Origin of the sequence: Pseudomonas sp. G5001, from assembly GCF_013385475.1 — a bacterium.
Lineage (GTDB): Bacteria > Pseudomonadota > Gammaproteobacteria > Pseudomonadales > Pseudomonadaceae > Aquipseudomonas.
The window spans coordinates 26,840-51,041 of the sequence record NZ_JACAPZ010000054.1 but is presented as its reverse complement, the minus strand read 5'-3'; the positions used below and the strand labels follow the sequence as shown (position 1 = coordinate 51,041).

At 63.2% G+C, this 24,202-nt stretch carries 20 protein-coding genes; 4 read left to right on the top strand and 16 right to left on the bottom strand.

Going from position 1 to position 24,202, the window contains the following annotated elements; all coding sequences use genetic code 11:
• Positions 1-6: 6 nt before the first annotated feature.
• The 7 genes from HX805_RS31195 to HX805_RS31165 all read right to left on the bottom strand — a co-directional run bounded on the left by HX805_RS31195 (position 7) and on the right by HX805_RS31165 (position 8,453).
• Positions 7-594: a hypothetical protein gene (locus HX805_RS31195; protein ID WP_177020546.1), complete on the bottom strand. Its 588-nt coding sequence runs from the start codon at positions 592-594 to the stop codon at positions 7-9.
• Between the two features lie 80 nt (positions 595-674).
• Positions 675-1,646, bottom strand: coding sequence for a cyclase family protein (locus HX805_RS31190; RefSeq protein ID WP_087695324.1), 972 nt, complete (start codon positions 1,644-1,646; stop codon positions 675-677).
• Positions 1,647-1,673: 27 nt separating this feature from the next.
• On the bottom strand, positions 1,674-2,432 hold the full coding sequence (locus tag HX805_RS31185; RefSeq protein WP_008434578.1) for an SDR family oxidoreductase: 759 nt from the start codon (positions 2,430-2,432) through the stop codon (positions 1,674-1,676).
• Between the two features lie 32 nt (positions 2,433-2,464).
• Positions 2,465-3,913 carry an aldehyde dehydrogenase family protein gene (locus HX805_RS31180; RefSeq protein WP_177054828.1) on the bottom strand — a complete coding sequence of 483 codons (1,449 nt, stop codon included), beginning with the start codon at positions 3,911-3,913 and terminating at the stop codon, positions 2,465-2,467.
• Between the two features lie 2 nt (positions 3,914-3,915).
• Positions 3,916-5,022, bottom strand: a complete 1,107-nt coding sequence (locus HX805_RS31175; protein WP_008434576.1) for a tartrate dehydrogenase — start codon at positions 5,020-5,022, stop codon at positions 3,916-3,918.
• Positions 5,023-5,142: 120 nt separating this feature from the next.
• A complete protein-coding gene (locus HX805_RS31170; protein WP_003208237.1) occupies positions 5,143-6,024 on the bottom strand; it encodes a LysR family transcriptional regulator in 882 nt (293 codons plus the stop codon).
• A 194-nt stretch (positions 6,025-6,218) separates the two neighbouring features.
• Entirely contained in the window at positions 6,219-8,453 is a 2,235-nt protein-coding gene (locus tag HX805_RS31165; RefSeq protein ID WP_102369592.1) for a TonB-dependent siderophore receptor, read from the bottom strand.
• 230 nt (positions 8,454-8,683) lie between these two features.
• On the opposite strand from HX805_RS31165, the gene HX805_RS31160 reads away from it, so the two are divergent.
• Positions 8,684-11,041, top strand: coding sequence for a DNA polymerase II (locus HX805_RS31160; RefSeq protein WP_102369591.1), 2,358 nt, complete (start codon positions 8,684-8,686; stop codon positions 11,039-11,041).
• A 72-nt stretch (positions 11,042-11,113) separates the two neighbouring features.
• Positions 11,114-11,692 carry a GNAT family N-acetyltransferase gene (locus HX805_RS31155; protein ID WP_008434573.1) on the top strand — a complete coding sequence of 193 codons (579 nt, stop codon included), beginning with the start codon at positions 11,114-11,116 and terminating at the stop codon, positions 11,690-11,692.
• Here HX805_RS31155 and HX805_RS31150 read toward each other — a convergent pair.
• Complete coding sequence (locus HX805_RS31150; protein WP_003208231.1) at positions 11,689-11,904, bottom strand: AbrB/MazE/SpoVT family DNA-binding domain-containing protein; 216 nt, start codon at positions 11,902-11,904, stop codon at positions 11,689-11,691. The genes HX805_RS31155 and HX805_RS31150 overlap by 4 nt on opposite strands.
• A gap of 70 nt (positions 11,905-11,974) precedes the next feature.
• On the opposite strand from HX805_RS31150, the gene HX805_RS31145 reads away from it, so the two are divergent.
• Positions 11,975-12,595 carry a glutathione S-transferase gene (locus HX805_RS31145; protein WP_177117611.1) on the top strand — a complete coding sequence of 207 codons (621 nt, stop codon included), beginning with the start codon at positions 11,975-11,977 and terminating at the stop codon, positions 12,593-12,595.
• Positions 12,596-12,759: 164 nt separating this feature from the next.
• Complete coding sequence (locus tag HX805_RS31140) at positions 12,760-13,341, top strand: DUF4174 domain-containing protein (protein ID WP_134327043.1); 582 nt, start codon at positions 12,760-12,762, stop codon at positions 13,339-13,341.
• A gap of 113 nt (positions 13,342-13,454) precedes the next feature.
• On the opposite strand, the gene HX805_RS31135 is transcribed toward HX805_RS31140, so the two are convergent.
• From HX805_RS31135 to HX805_RS31100, 8 genes are read right to left on the bottom strand one after another with little or no spacing between them, the layout of a single operon-like run.
• Complete coding sequence (locus HX805_RS31135) at positions 13,455-14,498, bottom strand: acyltransferase family protein (protein ID WP_023658988.1); 1,044 nt, start codon at positions 14,496-14,498, stop codon at positions 13,455-13,457.
• Positions 14,499-14,534: 36 nt separating this feature from the next.
• The gene (gene murJ, locus HX805_RS31130) at positions 14,535-15,950 is read right to left on the bottom strand and encodes a murein biosynthesis integral membrane protein MurJ (protein WP_003208222.1); all 1,416 of its coding nucleotides are present in this window, start codon (positions 15,948-15,950) and stop codon (positions 14,535-14,537) included.
• Between the two features lie 2 nt (positions 15,951-15,952).
• Complete coding sequence (locus tag HX805_RS31125) at positions 15,953-17,380, bottom strand: O-antigen ligase (RefSeq protein WP_043225192.1); 1,428 nt, start codon at positions 17,378-17,380, stop codon at positions 15,953-15,955.
• A 2-nt stretch (positions 17,381-17,382) separates the two neighbouring features.
• Complete coding sequence (locus tag HX805_RS31120; RefSeq protein ID WP_008434566.1) at positions 17,383-18,486, bottom strand: glycosyltransferase family 1 protein; 1,104 nt, start codon at positions 18,484-18,486, stop codon at positions 17,383-17,385.
• A complete protein-coding gene (locus HX805_RS31115) occupies positions 18,477-19,694 on the bottom strand; it encodes a glycosyltransferase family 4 protein (protein ID WP_177029331.1) in 1,218 nt (405 codons plus the stop codon). Before HX805_RS31115 ends, HX805_RS31120 begins: the two co-directional genes overlap by 10 nt.
• An 8-nt stretch (positions 19,695-19,702) precedes the next feature.
• A complete protein-coding gene (locus HX805_RS31110; protein ID WP_177117610.1) occupies positions 19,703-21,031 on the bottom strand; it encodes a cellulase family glycosylhydrolase in 1,329 nt (442 codons plus the stop codon).
• Positions 21,021-22,211, bottom strand: a complete 1,191-nt coding sequence (locus HX805_RS31105; RefSeq protein ID WP_177117609.1) for a glycosyltransferase — start codon at positions 22,209-22,211, stop codon at positions 21,021-21,023. The genes HX805_RS31110 and HX805_RS31105 overlap by 11 nt, the downstream gene beginning before the upstream one ends.
• The gene (locus tag HX805_RS31100; protein WP_003208213.1) at positions 22,211-24,202 is read right to left on the bottom strand and encodes an exopolysaccharide transport family protein; all 1,992 of its coding nucleotides are present in this window, start codon (positions 24,200-24,202) and stop codon (positions 22,211-22,213) included. The genes HX805_RS31105 and HX805_RS31100 overlap by 1 nt, the downstream gene beginning before the upstream one ends.

Below are 24,202 nucleotides of genomic sequence, written 5' to 3'. Positions count from 1 at the left end.
CATTCATCAGCCTTCGTGGGCGGTGCTGATTTCCAGGGTATCGGTGTAGGTCACCAACACGCTTTGGCCGACCTTGAGGTCTTTGAGGCCGGCGCGAATTTGCGGTTTCTCCACGGTCAGCACTTTGCTCTGGCCCGCCGGGTTTTCCAGGGTTACCTGGTTTTTCGCCAGGTCAATGTGGGTGATCTTCAACTGCACCTGTACCTGGCGGAAGGCCGCACCGCCCGGGTTCGGGTTATCCGCGGTGGCGCGCAAGACGCCAGTCTTCTCGGTGGCGTCCGGTGCGCTCTTGTCGATGTCGGTGTCCAGCACGGCGGCGACCGAATGGGTCACCAGCACCTTGACCTGATCACCTGCCTTGAGATTGCCCAGGTCCTTGGCCTGGTCGCTGAGCTGCACATGCACCTTGCGGCCTTCGGCACCTTCGAGCACCACCTGATGGTTGGCGGCATCCACCTCCAGCACCTTGGTGGTCACCTCATCGGCTTCCAGCGACTTGGACAACGGGATATCGGCAGCATGTGCCGTCAGGGCACCAGCAGACAGCAGGGTTGCCAGGGCAATTGCCTGGCGAAGAGGGCGCAATACATTCATTGAGTGGACTTCCATGTGAGAGGAGCCTTGAGTCTAGTGGCGCGTTCGCGATTCGCAAATTCGCCACTGAGACGGAACGGCTACTTGATCACCACCGGATTCACCGGTGCGCCACTGCCCCCGACAATCTTCAGCGGGGCGGCGGTGTAGAGGAATTTCCACTGGCCGTCGTCCGCACAATCGGCGGCCAGTTCCTCCAGCAACACGATTTCGGTGAAGGCGATCCCCAGGTTGCGCATCAGCGCGCAATGCAGCGGAATCTGCACCCCGGACACCGGGTCGGTGATCACTTCGTTGGCGATGGTGTCGGTCACCAGATTGGGGATTTCCATCTCGTGGAACCACTCCACAAGCTCCCGGCTGTAGGTCAGCCCCGGCTCCATCAGGTCCTTGAAGAACTCGGTCTTGCCCAGCTCATAAAACGCCCCCATGGACCCGGTGCGGATGATCAGGATGTCACGTTTTTCAATGGTCACGCCCTGGGCTTTGGCGGCGTCGAGCAGGTCCAGGTGGTTGAAGGTTTCGCCCCGGCCCAGGCACTTCTTGCCGCGATGGCGGGCCATGTCGATCAGCACCGCACGGCCCACCACGCCGCGTTCGGCAATCGCCAGCACGCTGGCCTTGGCCATGCCGCCAACGGTGGTCTGGGCGTCGTAGCCGTTCCACAGTTGATTGTCGTACCAGGCGTGGCCGAGGGCGTCGTACTGGGTCGAGCCTTGCAGCTGCATGAAGATCACGTCGTCGGAATACGCCGCACCACCGGTCATGTGCGGCTGTTTGCCGAAGTGGTAATGGCTGTGGTCGAGGGTATTGAAGCGCATCGACGGGTTGCGCGCCGGCCACATCGGGTCGCCGTCGGGGTGGCCGATCTGCACTTGCAGGGTAAAGGTCTTGCCCTGACGCACCGAGGCCACGCCCCGCAGTACTTCGGCTTCAGTCAGGTAATTGAGGGCGCCGACTTCGTCGTCCGGGCCCCATTTACCCCAGTTCTTTGGCAGGCCTTCAAGCAATTCGCGGGTGTTCGGCTCGTTCTTATTATGAAGATCACACATAGCAATTCCGGTCCCTGTGAGAGTGAGTTACACGCAGCGCCCGCCATCGACTTCAAGGCAAGTGCCGGTGATGAACGCCGCTTCGTCCGACGCCAGGTACAGGCAGGCGTTGGCCACATCTTGCGGGGTGGAAAAGCGCCCCAGGGGAATGGTCGCCATGAATTTCTGGCGGTTTTCCGGGGTGTCCGGCACGCCCATGAATTCGCTGAGCAACGCCGTGGCACCCACTACCGGGTTCACGCAGTTGACGCGGATATTGTCTGGCCCCAGCTCCGCCGCCATGGTCTTGCTCATGACCACCACTGCGCCCTTGCTGCCGTTATACCAGACCAGTCCCGGACGCGGGCGGATCGCCGCCGTCGAGGCAATATTGACGAACACGCCGCCGCCCTGGCCGCGAAAATGCGGCACAAAATGCTTGGCGCTCAAGAAGATGCTTTTGACGTTGACCGCAAACACCCGGTCGAATTCGGCTTCGTCGACTTCCAGCATCGGCCGGTTGCGGTGGGTGGTACCGGCGTTGTTGATGACGATATCGAGGCCGCCGAACTGCTCCAAAGTGCCACGCAGCAGGGCGCCCATGCTTTCATCGTTGGCCACGTTGACCTCGATGAAATGCGCATGGCCGCCGCTTTCGGCGATTTCATTGACCACCCGCTGACCGCCGACGGCGTTCATGTCGGCGACGATGACCTTGGCGCCCTGGCGCGCGAAAGTCTTGGCGATGCCCTCGCCAAACCCCGAACCGGCGCCGGTGACGATCGCGACTTTATTGGCTAAACGCATGGTGTGTTCTCCGTTCTTGTTGTTGTGAGGAATCAACCGTGTTTGATCGCAATGGTCTTCAAGGTGGTAAAGCCCAGCAGCGCCTCGAAGCCTTTTTCCCGTCCATACCCGCTGGCCTTCACGCCGCCGAATGGCAATTCAACGCCGCCACCGGCGCCATAGTTATTGATGAACACCTGGCCACAACGCAGGGTGCGCGCCAGGCGCATTTGCCGCGCGCCATCGCGGGTCCACACGCCGGCCACCAGGCCGAACTCGGTGCCGTTGGCCAGGCGAATCGCTTCGGCTTCATCATCGAAGGGCATCACGGCCAGCACCGGGCCGAACACTTCCTGTTGCGCCAGGCGACTGTCAGGCGGCACATCGCGAAACAGCACCGCCTCCTGGAAATACCCGCCGCTGCCGGCCTCGGCCACCACCGTTCCGCGCGCGGCGACGGTGATCCCTTCCTGTTCGGCTTGACGAATAAACTCGCGCACCAGGCGCAGCTGCTTCTGATTGATCAGCGGGCCCATGTCCAGGTCCAGCGCCGAAGGCCCGGCGCGCAGTTCGCTGAAACGTTGGCTGAGGCGTGCGAGCAGGGTTTCGTAAATGCTGCGTTCCACCAGCAAACGGCTGCCGGCGGAGCAGGTTTGCCCGCAGTTCTGAATGATGGCGTTGACCAGCACCGGCAACGCTTCATCCAGGTCGGCATCGGCGAACACCAGTTGCGGCGACTTGCCGCCCAACTCCAGGGTGACCGGGCAGTGGCGTTCGGCAGCGGCTTTCGACACGGCAGTACCGGTGGCGGTGGAGCCGGTGAACGAAATGTGATCGATGCCCGGGTGTGCACACAACGCCGCGCCGGCTTCGTAGCCGTAACCGGTGACTACGTTGATCGCGCCGGCTGGAAAACCAACCTCGGCAGCGATTTCCGCCAGGCGCAGCAACGACAGGCTGGCATCTTCCGCCGGCTTGACCACGCACGCATTGCCCGCCGCCAACGAGGCGCCGACGCTGCGCCCGAAAATCTGCATCGGGTAATTCCACGGGATGATATGCCCGGTCACCCCGTGGGGTTCGCGCACCGTCAACACCGTGTAGCCGGCCTGGTACGGCAGGGTTTCGCCGTGCAGTTTGTCGGCGGCACCCGCGTAGTATTCGAAATAGCGGGCAAGGGCGGTGGCATCGGCGCGGGCGACTTTCAGCGCCTTGCCGGTGTCCCGCGCCTCGATCTGCGCCAGCTCTTCATGATGTTCCAGCACCGCCACGCCGAGCTTGGCCAGCAAACGGCTGCGCTCCACGGCCGACAACCGGCCCCACGGGCCGTCGAAGGTTTCGCCGAGTGCCAGGCGCGCCGCGCTGATCGCCGCCTCGATATCGGCGGCCGTGCCACGGGCGATGCTCGAATAGGTATCGCCGGTGCTGGGGTCGATCACCGGAATGTCTTCCAGCGAGGTCGACGCCAGCCATTGGTTGGCGATGTAATGTGCGTTGGTCATGTTCAGCTCCTGTTCCCTGCGACGCATTCGGCGATGGCGCGACCCACTTCGACAGTGCTGGCGCTGCCGCCCATTTCCCGGGTGCGCGGGCCTTCGGCAAGCACCGTTTCGATGGCGGACACGATGGCTGCCGCCGCTTCCTGGTAAAGCGGATCACCGTCGCTCAGGTGCTCGATCATCAGCGCGGCCGACCAGATCTGCCCGATGGGATTGGCGACACCGAGCCCGGCAATATCCGGCGCGGAACCGTGCACCGGCTCGAACAGCGACGGGTAGCGCCGCTCCGGATTGAGGTTGGCCGACGGCGCGATGCCGATGGTGCCGGTGCACGCCGGGCCGAGGTCGGAAAGGATGTCGCCGAACAGGTTGGAGGCCACCACCACATCGAACCAGTCGGGATGCTGCACGAAGTGCGCGCACAGAATGTCGATGTGGAACTTGGCGGTCTTCACGTCCGGGTAGCGCCGGGCAATTTCGTTAACCCGCTCGTCCCAGAACGGCATGGTGATCGAGATACCATTGGATTTGGTCGCCGCCACCAGGTTTTTCCGCGGCCGCTGTTGCGCCAGTTTGAAGGCGTAGTCCACCACGCGGTCCACGCCTTCGCGGGAGAAGATCGACTCCTGCACTGCGATTTCCCGCGCCGTGCCTTCCCACATGCGGCCGCCAACGCTGGAGTATTCGCCCTCGGTATTTTCCCGCACCACGATAAAGTCGATGTCCCCCGGCACGCGGCCGGCCAGCGGGCAGGGCACGCCGGGCATCAGGCGCACCGGGCGGATATTCACGTATTGATCGAACTGGCGGCGGATCTTCAGCAGCGACTCCCACACCGCAGTGTGGTCGGCAATGATGTCGGGCGCACCCACCGCGCCGAAGAAGATCGCGTCATGGCTGCCGATCTGTTCGGCCCAGTCGTCGGGCATCATCGTGCCGTGGGCCAGGTAGTGTTCGCTGCACCAGGCAAAGTGGTCGAAGTGAAAGTGAATACCGAAGCGCCGGCTGACAGCGTCCAGTACCCGCAGGCCTTCGGGCACCACTTCGCGGCCGATGCCGTCGCCGGGAATCACGGCGATGCGGTGGGTGGGGCGGGTGTGGGATTGGGACACGCCGTGTCTCCTGTCTTGTTTTTATAGGAAGGTCTGGCGGGGGCATTCTTGGCACAGCTGTGACAACAGGGGAATTGCTAATTGTGGAATCGGCCTTCGCAAAATTCGAAGGCCAAAGGTTTACGCAGGGTTGGCACTCAAGTAGTCGAACAGTGCCAGGCTCGTCAGCGACGGCTGTTCCTTGCGCATGCACAGGTACATCTGCCGGTCGGCCCAGCTGTCGTCGATTTCGATAAAGCGCAAGGCCATCTCCTTGCGGAAGATCTGCACCGCGCCCTGTGGCAACACGCCCACACCCTGGCCGGCGGCGATCAAGCGGCACACTGCTTCGAAACTGCGCACCTGCACCCGCAGCCGCAACGGCATGCCGATCGCCGCGGCGGCCTCGGTAATCAACGGGGTGATGGCGGCGTTGTCTTCCAGGCCGACGAAGTCGTAGCCGAGCAAATCCTCGAAGCGCGCATGGCGCATTTTCAGTGGGTGGTCATTGGGCACGAGCAGGCACAGGCGGTCCTGGCAGTAGGGCTCGAACCGCAGCTCTTCGCTGGGGCGGGTGGTGACGATACCGACATCCGCCACGCCCTCGCGCACGGCCTGGAGGATCTCCCGGCTGCGCTCCTCGCGAATATCCAGGCGGATGCCCGGGTGCAAGGTGTTCCACTGGGTCAGTTGGCGCGGCAGTTCCTGGCTCATCGCCGAACTGTTGGCGTACAGGCAAACCCGGCCGGTGGCGCCCTTGGCGTAATCGGCGAGATCGGCGTGCATGCCGTCCACGGCCCGCAGGATCGATTGTGCATGCTGGGCCAATACTTCCCCGGCTGCCGTCGGTGAAACGCCGGTGGAGGTGCGGGTCAGCAGGGCGACCTTGAAGTGCTGCTCCAGCAGCGACAGGCGTCGGCTGGCGGCAGAGAGGGAGAGATGGGATTGCTCGGCCGCCCGGGACAGGTTGCCCAGCTTGACCGCCTTGAGGAACAGCTCGATGGAAGTGAGGTCGGGGGACATGCCGGGGTCCTTGTGCGCAGTGGTTGGGAAACTACGCAGTTGGCGTTCGGCTGTCCAATGTCCGGCAAACAACCCGGGTGCAGGCAGATCTGCTTTCTGTAGGAGCTGGCTTGCCTGCGATAGCATCACCGAGGTGCATCTGACACACCGAGGTGCCTGCATCGCAGGCAAGCCAGCTCCTACATTGACTAGGGTTAGAAGTCGATACTGGCCGACAGCTTGGCCACGCGCGGGTCACCTTGGGTCAGGTAGCCGCCGAGTGCCGATTCCCAGTACTTGGTATTGGCGACGTTCTCCACAGTGGCGCCGAGGGTGACGTCTCGCTGGTCCACCTTGAAGGTGTAGCGGGCGCCCACGTCGAAGCGGTTCCAGGCGGGCAGGCTGAGGTTGTTGGCCGCGTCGGCATATTGGCCGCCGGTGCGCAGCATCCGTCCGTTGACTGTCACGCCTTGCAGGCCTGGTACATCCCAGTCCACGCCGGCATTCAGTTGGAAGGTCGGTACGCCGATGGCGCGGTTGCCGTCGTTGGCGCCGTTCTGGGTGCCGTGGACTTCGGTGTGGATGATGGTTGCGCCGCCCAGCAGGCGCAGGCCGGCGATCGGTTCACCGAACACGTTGAGCTCAACGCCTTTGTTGACTTGCTCGCCCTGGCGAACATAGGTGGCGCTCAAGCCGTCGGCGCTGAGTTGTGAGTAACCGTCGGTTGGTTGCTCGATGCGATACACACCCAGGGTTGCGCCATAGGTACCCATGTCGAGCTTGACCCCGGCTTCGGTCTGTTTCGAGCGCGCCGGGGCATAGGCCTGGCCGGCGTTGGTAATGGGTGCGGTGCCGGCGTTCTGAGGTGCGGTCGGGCCCTGGGCCAAGCCTTCGATATGGTTGGCATAGAACGACACGTGGTCCCACGGCTTGAACACCAGGCCGTACACCGGTGTGGTGATCGACTTGTCGTAATTGGCGTTACGTGGGCCCGACCCGTAGGCATACCCTTGGACCACCAGTTCCTGGCGGCGCAACCCGGCGGTCACCAGCAAGCGATCATCCATAAAGCCCAGGGTGTCCGAGACCGCTGCACTGCGGGCGAAGGTCTTGGCGGTGATGCCCGGATCGTTCAGGTCGCCGCCGACGAAACTGCCCTTGACCGGTTCGGCAACGTCCACCGGGTTATAGATATTGCTGGCGTGGCCGTTGAGGTCGAAGTCATAGGCGTTGCGCGTCTGGGCCCAGATCCCGGTCAACCCGAAGTTCAGTTTGTGGCTGACAGCGCCGGTCTGGAACTTGCCATTCAAGCCCGCCATCAGGCTGGTGTTGTCTTCCTGGTGGGCGATGCGCGAGCCGCTGACGGTGGCATTGCCCAGGGTGTCATTCAACGTGACCGAGGAGTAACGGCCAATCTCGTTGGTGTGCTTGGCGCCGCCCGCGATGTAGGCGGTCCAGTTGTCATTCAGGTCGTACTCGGCGCGCAACATGCCGAAAGTGTCTTCCAGGCTGCTGGTGCCCCAGCTCGGCGCGTAGTTGGTGTCGGCCGAAGGCGCGTTGGGGATATGGGTCAGGTTCTGGCCGAGCAACACGGTGTTGCGCCCGCCATTGATCTGCTGTTTCGAGTAGACAAAGTCTCCCGACAAACGCAGCGCATCACCGCGATAGTCCAGGCCAACCGCAAACAGCTTCGAACGCTGGCTCTCGTCATCGATCCCGGTGTCGCCTTCGCGCTGGGAAATATTCACCCGTGCGCCAAAACGATTGTCCTCGCCAAAACGTTGCCCGATATCCAGGTGCTCGCCGACCCGGCCATCGCTGCTGATGTCGGTGCTGAAACGCCGCAACGGCACATCATCGGCGCGCTTGGGTTGCAGGTTCACACCGCCGCCAATCCCGGAGCCGCCGGGCGTCACGCCGTTGATAAAGGCGTTGGGGCCCTTGAACACTTCAACCCGCTCCAGGGCGTCGGTGGACATGATCTGGCGCGGCAGGATGCCGTACAGACCGTTGAACGAAATGTCATCGCCGTTCAGCGGCAGGCCACGGATCACAAAGGCCTGGGCCTGGTTCGCGTACCCCGACGCCTGGCGCACGGACGAATCGTTGAGCAGCACATCGCCGACGTTCTCGGCCTGCTGGTCACGGATCAATTTTTCGGTGTAGGAAGACATGCTGAAGGGCACGTCCATGATGTCCTGGTTGCCCAGCACCCCCAGTTGCCCGCCACGGGCGACCTGGCCGCCGGCGTACACCGGGGGCAGGGCGTTGGGCGTGGCCGCGTCGGCGCTGATGGTGGTAGCACCCAATTCCAGAGCCTTGCCGTCCTGACTGTTGTTCGCATCCTGCGGGGTTTCTGGAGTGGCGGCGTGAGCGGCGAGGCTCAGGGAGCAGCAAAGGGCGAGCAGGGTAGGGCGAAACGGCACAGCCAAACGGGTGGAAGTGGGCATGGTCGATCCTGACGGCGAACCGTCAATGTGAGGAAAAGGGCAACAACGTTGCGCGTCCTCGCTGCGCGGATACGACTCCGGTGCGAATGATAGTAATTGTCATTAATGTTCTGCAACAAGTTTGTGAGATTACTCTCTCCGTATACGTAGGCCATTTCGGTTAAATCGCCGCGCCGTGGCACAGGCCGAGTAGAATCACGCCCTGAAAGTGATTCTTGAGGTGTGGCAAGGTGGATTTACAGCAGGGGTTTGTCCTGACCCGGCATTGGCGCGACACCCCGGCGGGCACGGAGGTCAGCTTTTGGCTGGCTACCGATCAAGGCCCCAGGTTCGTGCGCTTGCCGGTGCAGACCTCCGTGATGTTCATCCCGCAAGCCCATCGCAAGCCGGCCGAGCTGCAGCTCAAGGGCGAGCGCGGTATCGAGTTGCGTGACCTGGCGCTCTGCGACTTCCACCATCGCCCGGTGCTGGGCCTCTACACCCAACAGCATCGCCAATTGATGGACCTGGAAAAGCGCCTGCGTCGAGCCGGCATCGACGTCTACGAAGGCGATGTGCGCCCGCCCGATCGCTACATGATGGAGCGCTTCATCACCGCGCCGGTGTTGTTCGGCGGCAAAGCGGGCGAGGGCGGCATGCTGGTGGAGGCGCAGATGAAACCCGCGCCGGATTACCGCCCGCCCCTCAAGCTGGTGTCGCTGGACATCGAGACCACCGCCCAGGGCGACCTGTATTCCATCGCCCTGGAAGGTTGCGGCGAGCGCCAGGTGTACATGCTCGGCCCGCCCAACAACACCGATGCGGTGGACTTCAAGCTCGACTACTGCGACACCCGCGCCGAACTCCTCGAACGCCTGAATGTGTGGCTCGCCACCCATGACCCCGACGCGATCATCGGCTGGAACCTGGTGCAGTTCGACCTGCGCGTGCTGCACGAACACGCGCAACGCCTGAACGTGCCGCTGCTGCTGGGCCGTGGCGGCGATGCCATGGGCTGGCGCGAGCACGGCAGCCGCAATCACTACTTCGCGGCAGCGGCCGGGCGGTTGATCATCGATGGCATCGAAGCCTTGCGCTCGGCCACCTGGAGTTTCGAATCCTTCAGCCTGGAAAACGTCGCCCAGACCTTGCTCGGTGAAGGTAAATCGATCTCCACGCCGTACCAGCGCATGGACGAAATCAACCGCATGTTCGCCGAGGACAAGCCCGCGCTGGCACGCTACAACCTCAAGGACTGCGAGCTGGTCACGCGGATTTTCGAGAAGACCGAGCTGCTGAAATTCCTCCTCGAACGAGCCAGCGTCACCGGCTTGCCGGCAGACCGCAACGGCGGTTCGGTGGCAGCGTTCACGCACCTGTACATGCCGCTGATGCACCGCCAGGGTTTCGTCGCGCCGAACCTGGGAGACAAACCACCCCAGGCCAGCCCCGGCGGGTTTGTCATGGATTCGCGCCCGGGCCTCTACGAGTCGGTGCTGGTGCTTGACTACAAAAGCCTCTACCCGTCGATCATTCGCAGCTTTCTGATCGACCCGGTGGGCCTGATCGAAGGCCTGCGTCACCCCGAAGACAGCGAGTCGGTGGAAGGCTTTCGCGGTGCGCGGTTTTCCCGCACCCGGCATTGCCTGCCGTCGATTGTCGCGCGGGTTTCCGAGGGCCGCGAAGTGGCCAAGCGCGAACACAACGCGCCGCTGTCACAGGCGCTGAAGATCATCATGAACGCCTTCTACGGCGTACTCGGATCCAGTGGTTGCCGCTTCTTCGACACGCGACTGGCATCGTCCATCACCCTGCGCGGCCACCAGATCATGCGCCAGACCCGCGAGCTGGTCGAAGCCCGGGGTTATGAGGTGATCTACGGCGATACCGACTCGACTTTTGTCTGGCTCGGCAGCCCCCATTCCCAGGAAGACGCGACGCGCATCGGCCTGGACCTGGTGCAGCACGTCAACACCTGGTGGCGCGAGCGGCTGCAGAATGAGTTCGGCCTGCAAAGCGCCCTGGAACTGCAATACGAAACCCACTTCAGCCGCTTCCTGATGCCGACCATTCGTGGTGCGGAAGAGGGCAGCAAAAAGCGCTACGCCGGGCTGGTCACCCGTGCCGACGGCAGCGAAGAAATGGTCTACAAGGGCCTGGAAACCGTACGCAGCGACTGGTCGCCCCTGGCCCGGCAATTCCAGCAGGAACTCTACCAGCGCATCTTCCACCGCCAGCCCCACCAGGATTATGTGCGCGACTACGTACGTCGCACCTTGAGCGGCGAGCTCGACGACCTGCTGATCTACCGCAAGCGCCTGCGCCGGCAACTGGGCGACTACGAGCGCAACGTACCGCCCCACGTGCGCGCCGCGCGGCTGGCCGACGAATACAACGACCGCCAGGGCCGCCCGCGCCAGTACCAGAACGGTGGCTGGATCAGCTACGTGATCAGCGTCAACGGCCCCGAACCGCTGGAAGTGCGCCAGGCACCGATCGACTACGACCACTACGTCACCCGGCAACTGCAACCGGTGGCGGACGCGATCCTGCCGTTTGTAAACGATGACTTCGGCACCCTGGTGGGCGGCCAGATGGGCTTGTTCTGAAACGGCTTGCCTTGAGGTGGCGAGAGCCTGCAATCTTGGCCACTGACGACCACCATACAGCGCAGCCCTCCCATGACTGAAATCACCCTGACCGGCACCACGGTCGAACTCCGGCCCCTGCAACGCGAACACGCCACCGCCCTGGTACAGGCTGCTGCCGACGGGCAGTTGTGGAACCTCAAGGTCACCAACGTGCCGGGGCCCGACACCGTCGAAAAGTACGTGGACATTGCCCTGGCCGGGCGTGAGGCGGGCACCGTGATGCCGTTTGTCATCGTGCGCCGCGACACCGGTGAAGTGGTGGGCAGCACCCGGTTCTGGAAGGTCGACCGGGTCAATCGCAAGCTGGAGATCGGCCACACGTTTATCAGCCAGTCGGTGCAGAAGTCCGGGGTCAACACCGAGGCCAAGCTGTTGCTGCTGACCCACGCGTTTGAAGTGATGGAGTGCGTGCGGGTGCAGTTCACCACCGATGAACTCAACGAAAAATCCCGGGCCGCGATCCTGCGCCTCGGCGCGGTACAGGAAGGGATCGTGCGCCACGAGCGCATCATGCCCGATGGCCGCAAGCGCAACTCGGTGCGCTTCAGCATCATTGATCCGGAATGGCCACAGGTGAAGGCGGGGTTGCAAGCCAGGCTGGCTCGCTAGGGCTTATGGCTCAGCTCTTCCACCAACTCATCCATCCGGTCGGCAATTTTCGGCGTGGTCGACAGCACAAAGCCTTTTTGCGTGCCCACATAGGTCTCGACGATGTACAGCGTGTCGCCCACATCCAGCCCCAGTTCCTGCAAGGCTTCGTCTGGCAGTCGAATGGCGCCGTCGCCGTCCCAGTCTTCGATCGTGACGCGTTTGCTGTGCATGATGGCTTCCCGTTGAACGAATGAACGGCCTAGCCTAACACCTCAATCCACTGCCAGGAGGCTTGGCACTGTGTACACCCTTTACGGAACCCAAGGCACCGGCTCGTGCATCATCGAAATTGCCCTGCAGCGTTGCGGTGTCGAGTGGTGCCAGGTCGACGCCTGCTCCTGGGAAGACCGCGTGGGCAACGAGGCGTTGGCGCGGATCAACCCGCTCAAGCAAATCCCCACTCTGCAACTGCCCAATGGCAGCGTGTTGACGGAAAGCGCGGCGATCCTGATTCACCTGGGCCTGCAGTTTCCCGCCTCAGGGCTGCTGCCCGAGGAGCCCGCCCAAGTCATTCGCGGCCTGGTGTACATCGCCGCCAACTGTTACTCGGCGATTGGCATCATCGACTATCCGGAACGCTGGACCGACAGCCCCGATGCGCAGCAGCATGAACAGCTGATCAGCGGCACCCGTCGCCGCCTGCATGGGGCCTGGGAAGTGTTTGCCGATCAATTTGCCGAGCAACTGTTCACCCCGGCGCAGGTTCCGAATGCACTGGCGATCATGGCTGCGGCGGTGTCGCGTTGGGCAGGCGGGCGGGACGCGCTGCACCAGTCGCGGCCAGAGTTTGCCCGGATGCTGGCGCAGGTGGATGCCCACCCAAACGTAGCGCCGGTATTTGCCCGGCATTGGCCGTCGTGAGCATCCGCAATCAAAAGAAACAATGAGGCGTAAGGTGGCTAAACGCCTTGCGTCGCGGGCGTCCTGACCTACGCTTTCTGAAGTTGTTGTAGGAATCATCCTTGAATTTGACTGTCGCAGACATGAAACTCAAGAACCCTGCATGGAATTCAAAGGAGGTGTGCATGCTCATCCGGTCGCTGACCCTGGCTACCCTGATGGCTTTTACGGGGCCGCTGTTGGCCGCGGATGATCTCAATCCGCTCAAGCAGGACCTGGGCAAGTCCCGTCCGTTGGTGGTGGTGGAGCTCGACTCCGGCAACCCGACGTTGGCCACCCTCAAGAAACAGCTGGACGAGCCTGCCAACAAGCAGTCCTTTGAAGAGCGCAACATGGTGCTGTACACCGTGTCCTTTGGCAGCATCGGCGCTGAAGGCGAGAAGTTCGCCAAGGACGCGAAGGACAACAAGAAGCTCGCACCGCCTGAAACCAACGCGCTGATCCGCGCACTCAAGCTGGGTGCCGGCAGTGGCACCAAGGTGATTCTGGTGGGCAAGGACGGCGAGAAAAAACTCGAGAAGACCGTGCCACCCGACACCCTCAGCCTGGCGGATTTCTTCAGCGCGATTGATCAGATGCCCCAGGCTGAAAAGGACCTTGCCGCGCCGGCCGAACCTGAGCCCGCTGCCCCTGCAGCAGGCAAGCCTGGAGCCAAGGCGGGCAAGAACTCCAAGCATCCAGCGCCACAACCGGCACTGGATGATTGAGCGTTTTTCTGTAGGCGCTGGCTTGCCTGCGATAGCATCACCTCGGTAATTCAGGCACACCGCGGTGATGCCATCGCAGCCTCGCTAAAGCTCGACAGCTCCCACATCACGCCTCAAGCTCCAGGCTTTTCACCGGCCACCGCCGGTGCCTTGCGCACCGGGAACGGGAAGTAGAAAAAACGCAGGAAGGCCACCCGCTTGATCACCTCGCCGATCATCAACGGCACCACCACCGCCACCACCAGCCCGATGCTCGCCGACAGCAGCGGATGCAGCCCGAACCGTTCCATCAAGTCCACCGTCTTGTGTTGAATTTCCCCGTGGAAGATCAACAGAATCAACGTCGACTGCCCGATGTACGTCATCGCCCGCGTCAGCAGCCCCGAGACCATCATCACCCCGGCCAGGGCCCAGCATACATATACGCCGATCACCGCCAGCAAACTGGTCCACAGCCAGTGGTCGTAACGCCGCTGTGCCAGGTCCATGGTGTCCCAGCTGTAGATGAACACCACCGCAAACAACGCCATGGCGCCCAGTAGCGTCAGCAACGAACTCTGGTGGCGACGCAGCACGTCCCGCAGCAAGTAACCAAAGATAAAATAGGTACTGCTGATCAACGTCACATCAATGCTGAACGGCAGCCCCGGCATCGTCCAGGTCTGCCCGCCGACGGTCACCGGCACCTGCCAGAACCACGGCAGGGTCCAGATCCCGAGCATCAATTGCAGGGTGATCACCACGCAGCTCATGGCCAGCGACAAGCCCAGGCGCTGCATCAGCCGCAACATCACCCAGCCGAACAGAATCGCCACCCAGAAGTGCGGCAGGAACCACAGCGCCTGCCATGGAATGGTGTCCACCGAGGCATACAGCACGCCGCCGATGTCCGGCAGCAGTGCCTGGCCGCGCAGCAGGTCGCGGATCAGGATGTACACCAGCATGGTGAAGAAGAACGGCTTGAGCAGTGCATCGGCCTTGCGCACCGCCATCTCGACAAAGGGTTGTTCAGGCTTGAAGAACACCCCGGAGAGAAAGAAGAACAACGGCAGGATAAATACCGCCAGCAGCGGGTACAGCAAGTCCAGGGAACTGGCGACAAACCAGCTGTGCCCGAACACGATGATCAGGATGCCAATGCCCTTGGCAATATCCATTTGAATCCAGCGTTTTTTCACCTGACTGCTCCCACTCTATAAATCTGCCTTGCGCCACGGCTTGAGCCACAGGCCCATGCCCAGCAACACCACGGCCCCCGCCAGGGTGCTCAACCCCAGCTGAAGCCAAATACCTTGAACCCGAAACAACACCAACGCCGCCAAGCCCATCACCAGCCCACTCAGCAACCAGTGCCCCTTCCAGGGCAGGGCGCCGAGCAAGGCCTGGCGTTGCATCAGCAGCAACGCCGTGCACAGCACGCCGGCGAGGGCGGCCAGCGGGATACCCGCCAGGCCAAACACAAACGGCAGCACACCCAGCAGCAACACGTTCACCAGGCTGCCCAGCAACTCGCAGCGCAGCGGTTGGCGGGTGTCGCCGGCGGCGTAGGCATAACGCGCCAACAGGGCGTTCCAGGCGCCGAACACCAGCGGCACGGCAAACCAGGCCAGCAACAGCGGCAACGGCGAATCCACCGACTGCTTGGGCAGCAGCAACGCCACCAGGCTCGGCGCCGCCGCCACCAGGCCGACGCCTGCGGGCAGGGTCAGCAGGCTGGCGGTTTCCAGGCCGCGCTTGAGCAGGGCCAGGCGCTCGTCGCCCTGGCGCCGGCTCATCATGCCCAGCAGCACCTGGTTGAGGCTCATCAGGGCAATCAACGGCAAGTTCATCAGCTTGCGGGCCAGGTTGACCCAGGTCACCGCACCTTCACCCAGCAAGGACGCCACCAGCCGTTCAATCAGCGCCAAACCCTGGCTGGCACCGTTGCTTAAAAGCAGCGGGCCTATGCGTGCGCCCAGCTCGCGCAATTCCAATGTCGAAGCCCGCAGCCGCCACGGCCGCCAGCCCAGGCGCAGCATCGACGGCAACAGCGCCAGGGGCATCAGCAGGCTGCCGGTGAGGCAGGCCAACGCCAGCGAGTGCGGTTGCGTGGCGGTGCCGGCGAGGGCGAGGTAGGTCACCGGCGGCAGGTTGAACAGCAACGAGCCGAGCCCCGCGACCACAAAGCGCTCGCTGGCCTGCAGCGGAATACTGAACAGCGCATGCAGCATCAGCCCCGGTACACTCCAGGCGAGAATCTGCAAGTTGCTGCTGGCGAGGCTGGTGGCCGTCGCCGCCAGCCCCGGGCCGAGCAGTTGCACCAGCCATGGCGCCAGCAACGTCAGCAGCAGGCTGGTCACCAGGGCGATCAGCAACAGCGCCGGGAACAACACCGCCAGCCAGTCCAGGCGCTCGCCGTCCTTGCGTTGCAGGTACAGCGGCAGGGCGGCGGCACTCAGCACACCCCCGGCCAGGGACATGCGCAACGCTTCGGGCAAGAACAGCGCGATCAGGAACGCATCGCTGCGCTCGCCCGCACCCCACGCCGCCACCAGCAACCACTCACGGGCAAACCCGAGGCACAACCCCAGCAAGGTTGCCAGGGTCAACCAGAACGCCGATCCGAGCATGCCTAGGGCCCGACGCTATTGAACACAGGCTTGCGATGCGCCACGGTCTTGACCTTTGGCAGACGCGCCGGAAACAGCCGCCGCGCCTCCAGCACGTTGATCCCCACCATCAGCCAGAACAGCGCAATCATCACCAGGGCGAAGCTGAAGTAGTGGTCAAAAAAGCCGCTGACCAGCGCCGACAGAATCCCCGCCGTGCTGCCCAGCCAGATCGCATTGTCCTTGGTCAGGCGGATCGGGCCGATTTCCGGACGGGACTCGCGCCACCAGCGCCAGGTCACTGCGATAAACAGCAGCATGCTGATCACCCCGGTCTTGTAGACGAAATTCAGCCACAGGTTGGAAATCCCCAGCAGGTGCGTACCCGGCACTGGAGGGTCAACCTTGAAGCCAATGCCCAGCGGGTAACTGGCCACGGCCTGGGGGAACATGCGGTATTCGTCAAAGCGCACTTCGGTACTCGCGTTCTGCGCCGAAAAGATTGTCGCCAGACGTTCCTGCAACGGTGGGTACGACAGCACCAGCGCCACGGCCAACGCCACGCCGATCATCAGCAAACGCCCGGTGTACGGCACCCGCCGCGACGCCATCCAGATCAGCACCAGCGCCAGGCTGACCATCGCCCCCCGGCTGCTGGCCAACAGCAGGGCCGCCGCACCCAGGCAGGCAACGCCCAGGCCGAGACCGCGTTTCCAGCCGGTGTTGGTGATGCCGTAGCAGAACGCCAATGGCAGCAGCAGCGCCATGATCCCGCCGGTGGCATTCGGGTGCATCCATGGCGAACCCATCCGCGAGGCCATGGCACCCAGGCCCAAGGACAAGGTGTCGAGGCTGCCGTAGTTCATCAGGGTCAAGATCGGCAACATGCCCGAGGCCGAGCGCGAGCGGATAAATACACCGATGGACATCACCAGCATCGCCAGTGTGCCCAGCAACAAGGCGATCACCAGGGCTTCGCGGTTCTTCTGTTCAACCAGCAGCTTGGCGGCGAGGAACAGCACCGACAGGTTCAGCAGCCAACGCAACCAGTTCGCCACGCCGCTGGCCTCGGCGGTGATGCTGACCTGGCCGACGATAAACGGCACCACTGTGAAGATCATCAGCCACATCAACATGCGGTCGGTAGGGCGCCGCGACAGCGGTGGGGCGGCCGGCAGGCGCGAGAGGAAACCGTGCCAGATCACCGCCGCCCAGGTCAGGGCGATCAGCGCCTCACTGACCGTACTGCGAATCCCCAGGTTGAGGGTGGAGTAGGGCATGAACGTCGCCACCAGGGCGAACAGCAGCAGCCCCCAGAACGGGAACCGCAGAATCGTCACGGCAGCGGCCAGGCCGATCACTGCCAGCACGGCCTTGACCGGGGAAAGAAACAGGATCAACCCACCAAACAGCAGGCCGAAGACGATGGCGACGAGGCTACCCAGTGAGATTCTCAATTCAATTCCTCGATCAGTTCGGCCAGGCGCCGACGGTAGGCCTGGTGGTTGAAGCGTTCGGCCCAGCTGCGTAACTGTTCAGGTGGTTGTTCGACGGGTTGGTCGGCCAGGTGCAGCATCAATTGCACCAGCGCCGCGCCGTCCGTGGGTGAAAACCGCGGTGCCAGCGGCGGGGTGATTTCGTCCAGCGAGGTACCGCTGGCCACCGCCACCGGAGTGCCGACGCTCAGGGCTTCGATCACCGGCAAGCCAAAGCCTTCCGCGTAGGAAGGCTGCCACAGGCGCAAGGCCTTGCGGTAGAGCCCGTGCAATTCAGCGTCGGATACGCCGCTCAAGGCGCGTATCCCCGGGTAGTTGCGTTGTGCTTCGGGCAAATGCTCCAGGCTGCCCACCAGCACCAGTTCCGGCACGCTCGGCGACTGGCTGCGCGCTTGCTGCCAGGCGTCCACCAGGAACGGCACGTTCTTGCGCAATTCCCGGGTACCCACCAGCAGCCAGTAGCGCTCGGGCAGTTGCCGGGCCGAGAGGTCCGCCGGCAGTCCGACAAAACCGACCACCTGGTTGGGCAACACGCGAATCTTGCCTGCCGCCTTGGGAAACAGCCGCGCGGTTTCGTCGGCACTGTACTGCGAAGGCGTCCACACCCGGTCTGCCGTGTGCACCGCATAGGTGATCGACAGCCGATCACTGGCCTTGTAGATCAGCGCCTTCAGGCGGTTGGCGTGATAGTTGTCCAGGGTGATCTGAAACAGGTCATGCAGCAGCACCACGGTGCGCAGGCCCTGGGGTTTGGGCGGCAGCGGCAGGCCCATATTGAAGGTGCTGATGTACACATCGATATGCTCATTGCGCAGCGCCTTGGGCAGGTAGCCCGCCTCGAAACGCAGGCGCTGGTGCGGCTGGTGCATGGCGGTCTTGGCGCAGCCCCAGTCCGGGCAATGCACGTTCAGGCGCAGCTCATCCCCCAGCGGCGCGACGCTGAAGCGTTCGAGCTCGATGCCGGGCAGGGTGCGCAGGGCATCTTCCAGGGCGTACACCTGGCGACTGATGCCTGATTGCGGCGAGGTGCCGACGGTGCGGTAATCGAGGCCTATGCGCATGCCGGCTCCTTTTGGCTCTGGGGCGACAGTTGCGCGTACACCTGCTCCAGCTGGCTGGCGGCGACGCTCCAGTCATGGGCACGGCGCACATAGGCGCGACCGGCTTCGCCCATGGGAGCAGCGACTTCAGGCTGTTGCAGCAGGCGCACCACGGCGTCGGCCAGGCTTTCAGCGGTCTGGCCGCCGAGGTAATCCAGGCCTTCCACCAGGTCCAGGCCGGACACCCCCTGGTCGGTACTCGCCAGCGGCAGGCCGGCGGCCAGGGCTTCAAGCACCTTGAGCTTGGAGCCGCCGCCATGGCGCAACGGCGCCAGAAACACCGAGCAACTCGATTGCAGGGCCAGCAGGTTGGGGACAAAGCCCTGCCATTCGATGCGTCCGTCCTGCCAGCGTTCGCGCCAGCTTTCCGGCATGCCGAAACCGCAGACGCTCATGCGTGCGTCGGGGCAGCGGGCCCACACTTTCGGCAGGATCTCATCCAGTGCCCACTCGATGGCATCGACGTTGGGCGCGTATTCGTAGTTGCCCAGAAACAGCACGCGGCGGGTCGTCGGGTCGGGTCGGGCAGCAGCGAAGTGCGCGCAATCCACCCCGTTGACCACCACCGGTACCGGCTTGCCGGCAATCTGCGCCAGGGTCTGGGCGTCGGCGTCGGTCACGGCGACCACTTGCGCGGCCTGGCGCATCACCCGGTGTTCCCAGCGGCCGTAGCGCCATTGATCGTAGCGTATGAACGGCAACGCCCAGCCGGGCAGGCGGTCGTAAGTCGCGGCGCCGAGGGACGATTCGACATTGTGTTCGGTCAGCACAAACGGCTGGGAGCGACGGGCCAATGCAGCTTCGTAAGGCTGGAAGGTGTAGGTATGTTCGATCTGCACCACGTCCCAATGCTCGGTCAGCAAGCGCTCGAAGGTGTCCTGCAGTTCACCCGACAGGCCATTCACACTGGCCAGCAACGGGTACGGCGCAAACAGCCCGGCCAGCAGGGTCTTCAGGCTGCGCAGCGGGCGTCGGGGGAGGATGATCACCTGTTCCAGAAAGGCTTCCAGCACGTGGCGATCCGTCAGCGATACCGCATGTTTGTCGTGCAGCAGCAAGGTGATCCGATGCCCGCGCGCAGCCAGGCTGCGCAGCAAATGAAACTGGCGCGTCTTGCCGCCGCTGGTAGCGGGCCAAGGCGAGTAGGGCAGGATCCAGAGGATGCGCATGGGTGGCTTCAATCCCATAACAGAATTTGCAGGTTCGGCTTGACCGGTACGTCCAGTCCATTGGTGCCACTCAACGGTGTTTCGGTGCCGCGCAACGGGTCATACAAGGTGGCGGTGGTCATGCCCGGCAAGTGCGCGCTGCCGCCACGGGCCGACCAGAAGAACCACACCTTGCGCCCGTCGGCACGGGACCAGCCGATGCTGAACAGGCCATCGGGCAACTGATCGGCGGTGGGTGGGTCGCCGGGGGTCAATTTGGGCCCGCTCACCTGCAGGAAATTCTGCAGCGCGGTGTACGACGGCTTGGGGTTGGCGTCGATGTCGAGCAAGCCATAACTCTGGTCGCGCACGCTGGCGCGCTGGTCCAGGTCGCTCAGGGTGAACAGGAAGATCTTGTCGAAATCCAGCGCGCTCATCAGCGCGACGCGGCGCACGATGTAGTCGGCCTGGCCCTGGGTGGTGATGAAGTCCTGCACCTCTTTCGGGCCTTTGTAGGTCGACCAGCCCCACTCGGTGCTCCACAGGGTATTCACCCCGGCTGCCCGCAGTTTCTGGTTGAGGGCGCTGGTTTTTTCGACAAAGTCGAGGTTCGACGGCGTGTTGCCTTCGGGCAATTGGGTGTAGGGGTGATAGGACATGACGGTATTCAGGCTCGGCACGCCCAGTTGCAGCAGCCCGTCGAGCATGTTCTGGCCGTTGGGCATTTCGCTGAAGAATGCCATGCCGGCGGCCACCACCGGTTTGTTCGGGTTCACCACCCGCAACGCGGCGGCGGTGACTTGCAACAGGTTCGCATAGCCGGCCGGGTCGGCGGCGGGGCGCCAGAACCCCAGCAGGTTCGGTTCGTTCCACACCTGCCACGCATCTACGCTGGGGTAACGCTGTTCCAGCAATGCCATGCGGTTGGCGAAGATATTCGGGTCCTTGGGCGGGAACTGGTCCTGGTACGGCGAGGAGGCGGGCGCGGTGGTGGCGAACTTCGCCGAGCCCACCAGGTAGAACACCGACTTGATCTGGTTCTGCTGCAGCTTGTTCACCAGTTCGTCGAGGGTCGCGACGTTGTACTGGTTCTCGGCGGTTTCCAGCTGGTCCCAGTGCAGGTCCAGTCGCACCCACTCCAAGCCCAGGGCCTTGAGGCGGTCGATCTGCTTCTGATAACGCTCGGGGCTGAACCACAGGAACTGCGCGTTCACCCCCAGGAAGTCCTTCCACACGACCTCTTTGCTGCCCCTGAGCACATGGCTCTCGGCATCGGCCGGGCGGCCCCAGAGAAAGGCGGTCAAACCCAGCGCAGCGACGACTGCGAGGGTAGCGAGGTAAGTCCGTTTACGCGCCATGGTTGCCTCCTGCAACGGTTTGCTCAAACAGGCTCGCGAACTTCTGCGCGGTCACTGGCCACAACCGTTCGCGGCCAATGGCGGCGGCGCGTGCGGCCCAGTCCGTGGCCATGTGCGGGTTGCGTGCGAGCCGCAGCAGTTGTTCGCTCAAGGCGGCTACATCGCCTTGTGGATAGATGGCGCCATTGCCGCTGGCGACTTCCTCGGCAAACGCCCTGGCATCGGAGGTGATCGCGCCGCGCCCGCAGGCGGCAGCCCAGGACAATGCGCCGCTGGTGCCGCGCTGGCGGCCCAGCAGGCCGAGCTTTTTCGATTCGCGATACGGCAGCACCATCACATGGTGCGCCTGGATCGTCTGCGGGATCTCGCTGGCCGGCAAATTCAGCCGCCAGTCGATGGAGCCTGCCAGGCCGAGTTCGGCAATCTGGCTGTTCAACTGCTCCAGGTAATTGCCGCCTGTGCCAAACGCCATTTCGGCGGCAGTGCCACCGGCCAGGGTCAGGCGCACACGGTCACGCAATTCGGGGGCTTTTTCGAAGGCGGCGGCCAGGGCCTGCAACAGGTCTTCGATGCCTTTGCCACGGTAGATAAAACCGAAATACAACAGGTGCAGCGTATCCAGCGGCGGCAAGGCCACCGGCGGGATATCCAGGTTGGCGTGGTTGATCACCGCCACCTTGCCGGCGGGCAATTGCATGCGCGCCGTCAGGCAGTCGGCGCCCAGGCGGGTGAGGGTCACCAGCCGGGTCAGGCCCTGGGCGACGTGACGTTCTTCGCGCAGGGTCAAGGGATCGGCCAGCACCACTGCCGCCTGGGGAAATGGGCTGGGCAAGGATTCCAGCAGGTTCAGCGGAAAGGGCAATTGCTCGCGCCGCCAGACCATGCGTTCCGGGTCATGCACCGTGGCGGTCAACGGCAGGGCGGGGTAGGCCTTGCGCAATTCGCGCAGGGCCAGGAACTCCCCCAGCCGCCCACCGCCCAGCTCGGCGTGGACCAGGTCAACACCCTGCCAGTCGAAACCGGCAATGGCTTGCTTGATCGCCGCCGTGCTGCCGACCACGCCCGTCAAGGGCGTAGCCACCTCGACGCCCAGTTGCTCCAGTGCCGTCTTGAAGTGGTTCGCGTAGTCGGCGATCCCGTTCTTTTCCGGCGGCAGGGGAGCGAGCAGGGCGATGCGCATCAGAACGAACCCCGGTATTTGGCGATGGTTTTCAGCACCTTGACCGGTACCTCGAACTTGCGGCGGTTGATGATAATGCCATCGACCTTGCCGAACGCCGTGGTGAGGATCGACAGTGCGTGTTCCACCACCGGTACCGTGCTTTTTTGCGCTTCCACTACCAGCGCAATCAGGTCGGCACGGCGCAGGTTGATGAACGCATCACGATTGTCCAGCAGCGCCGAAGCATCCAGCAGTACCACCTGGCCCGGAATCGCCGGCTCAACCCCGCCGATCCGCACCCGCACGCCGTTCTCTTCCAGCAACTGGCGCAACTGCTCGACGATAAAGCTCACGCCTTCACCGTGCCGTGCCGAGGTCAGCCCCAGGGTCAGGCCCTGTTCGGCAATACGCTCCAGCGGCAGCAACCCATACAGGCGATAGATGCTCGCGTTGAAGGCGTTGGTGCTTTGCGCGGTGCTGGTGTCCAGCTCCGGCAGCGTGGTCCACAGCGGCAGGCCGAATTTGCCTTCCACCAGGCCGCCGTCGTGGATCCGTTGATCCAGCAGGTAGCACAGGTAGATCACCAGCAGGCCGACCACGATGGAGAACGGGATCGCCAGCAGCAGCATCAGCAGGGTTTTCGGGAAGACGCGCCCAGGGTTCAGGGTAGCTTCTTCGATCACCGCGATGTTACTGATCTGGCTCTTGTCCAGTTCACGGTCGATCCGCGATTTTTCCAGGCTGTCGACATACAGCGCGTAGTTTTTCTCGGTGCCGTTCAACTCACGGGCCAGGCGCGCCAGCTCCGGCTCGATGGCCAGGGCGTCCTTGCGCTGGGCTTCCAGTTCAGTCAGTTGCTTCTGCTGTTGCACCAACTGTGTACGCAGCGACTGGTTGCGGCTGGTCTCATCCAGCAGTACCCGTTGCAGGTGGATTTCCAGGGTGTTCGGCGCGCGGTTCTCGGAGCTTTGCACCGTGTCGCTTTCACCGGCGACCTGGGCCTGCATGGCACGGATCGAAGCGTCCAGGGCTTTGACCGGCGGCGCGTTATCCGTATAGGTACGCATCATGTCGGCTTTTTCCAGGAGCTTCTGGTTCAGCAGGCGACGCAAGTCTTGTTGCTGCGGGTTCAACGCGATCTGGCGAACCGTGGTCACCTCTTTGGGCTGGCCCTTGAGTTGGTCACGGGTGCTCTGCAACGCCACGTCGGAGGAAGCGATCAGCCGAGTGGAGTTGAACACCTCGCCACGCAGCACGTTGATCCGCTCGGACAAGTCTTCCAGGCGATCGGTGATGCTCGAGGCGCCGATGTCGTTCAAGTGCGCGAGGATCTGCTCCTTGTAGCTCTTGATCTGCGCAGCGCTGGAAGACACCTGGCCTTCATAGAACGCATACAGGCTCTTGCGGCCCAACGCCTGGGTGCGCTCGTCGATGTAGGTCTCGACCCAATCCTTGACCACCGCCTGGGCGATTTGCGGGTCATCCCAGCGGAAGCTGATGTCCATCACCGTAGAGCCGATGGCGTGGGTCACTTCGAAGTTTTTCTCCAGGCTTTTCGCCAGGCGTTCCACCGGGGTGGTTTCTTCGACGATGCCAACGGTTTCCAGCACCACTCGCACACCGTCAAATACGGCACTGATGCCTTTCTTGACGTACCACTTGGTGCGCTTCCACACGCCTTCCGGCGGCTGCATCTTGTCCATCACGTCGAGGTAATGCTCGGCCACTGCACGCACGATAGGGCGGCCGGTCAGCAGGCGCTCTTCGTCGACAATCGGGTCGCGCTGGGTGCTCGGCATGACGATTGGCTGACGGTTGTCGACCTCGATCGGCATCGTCGAGTCACGCCCTGGTTTTACCAGCAATCGCGCGGTGGATTCATACTTGGCCGGCAGCAGGAACGCCCCCAGCAAAATGATCACCAGCGCGGCAATCGCCGCCAGTTTGAACTCGTGCTTGAAGATGAAGAACAGACGCAGAAGATCACGAAAAGAACGGATCTCGATCAT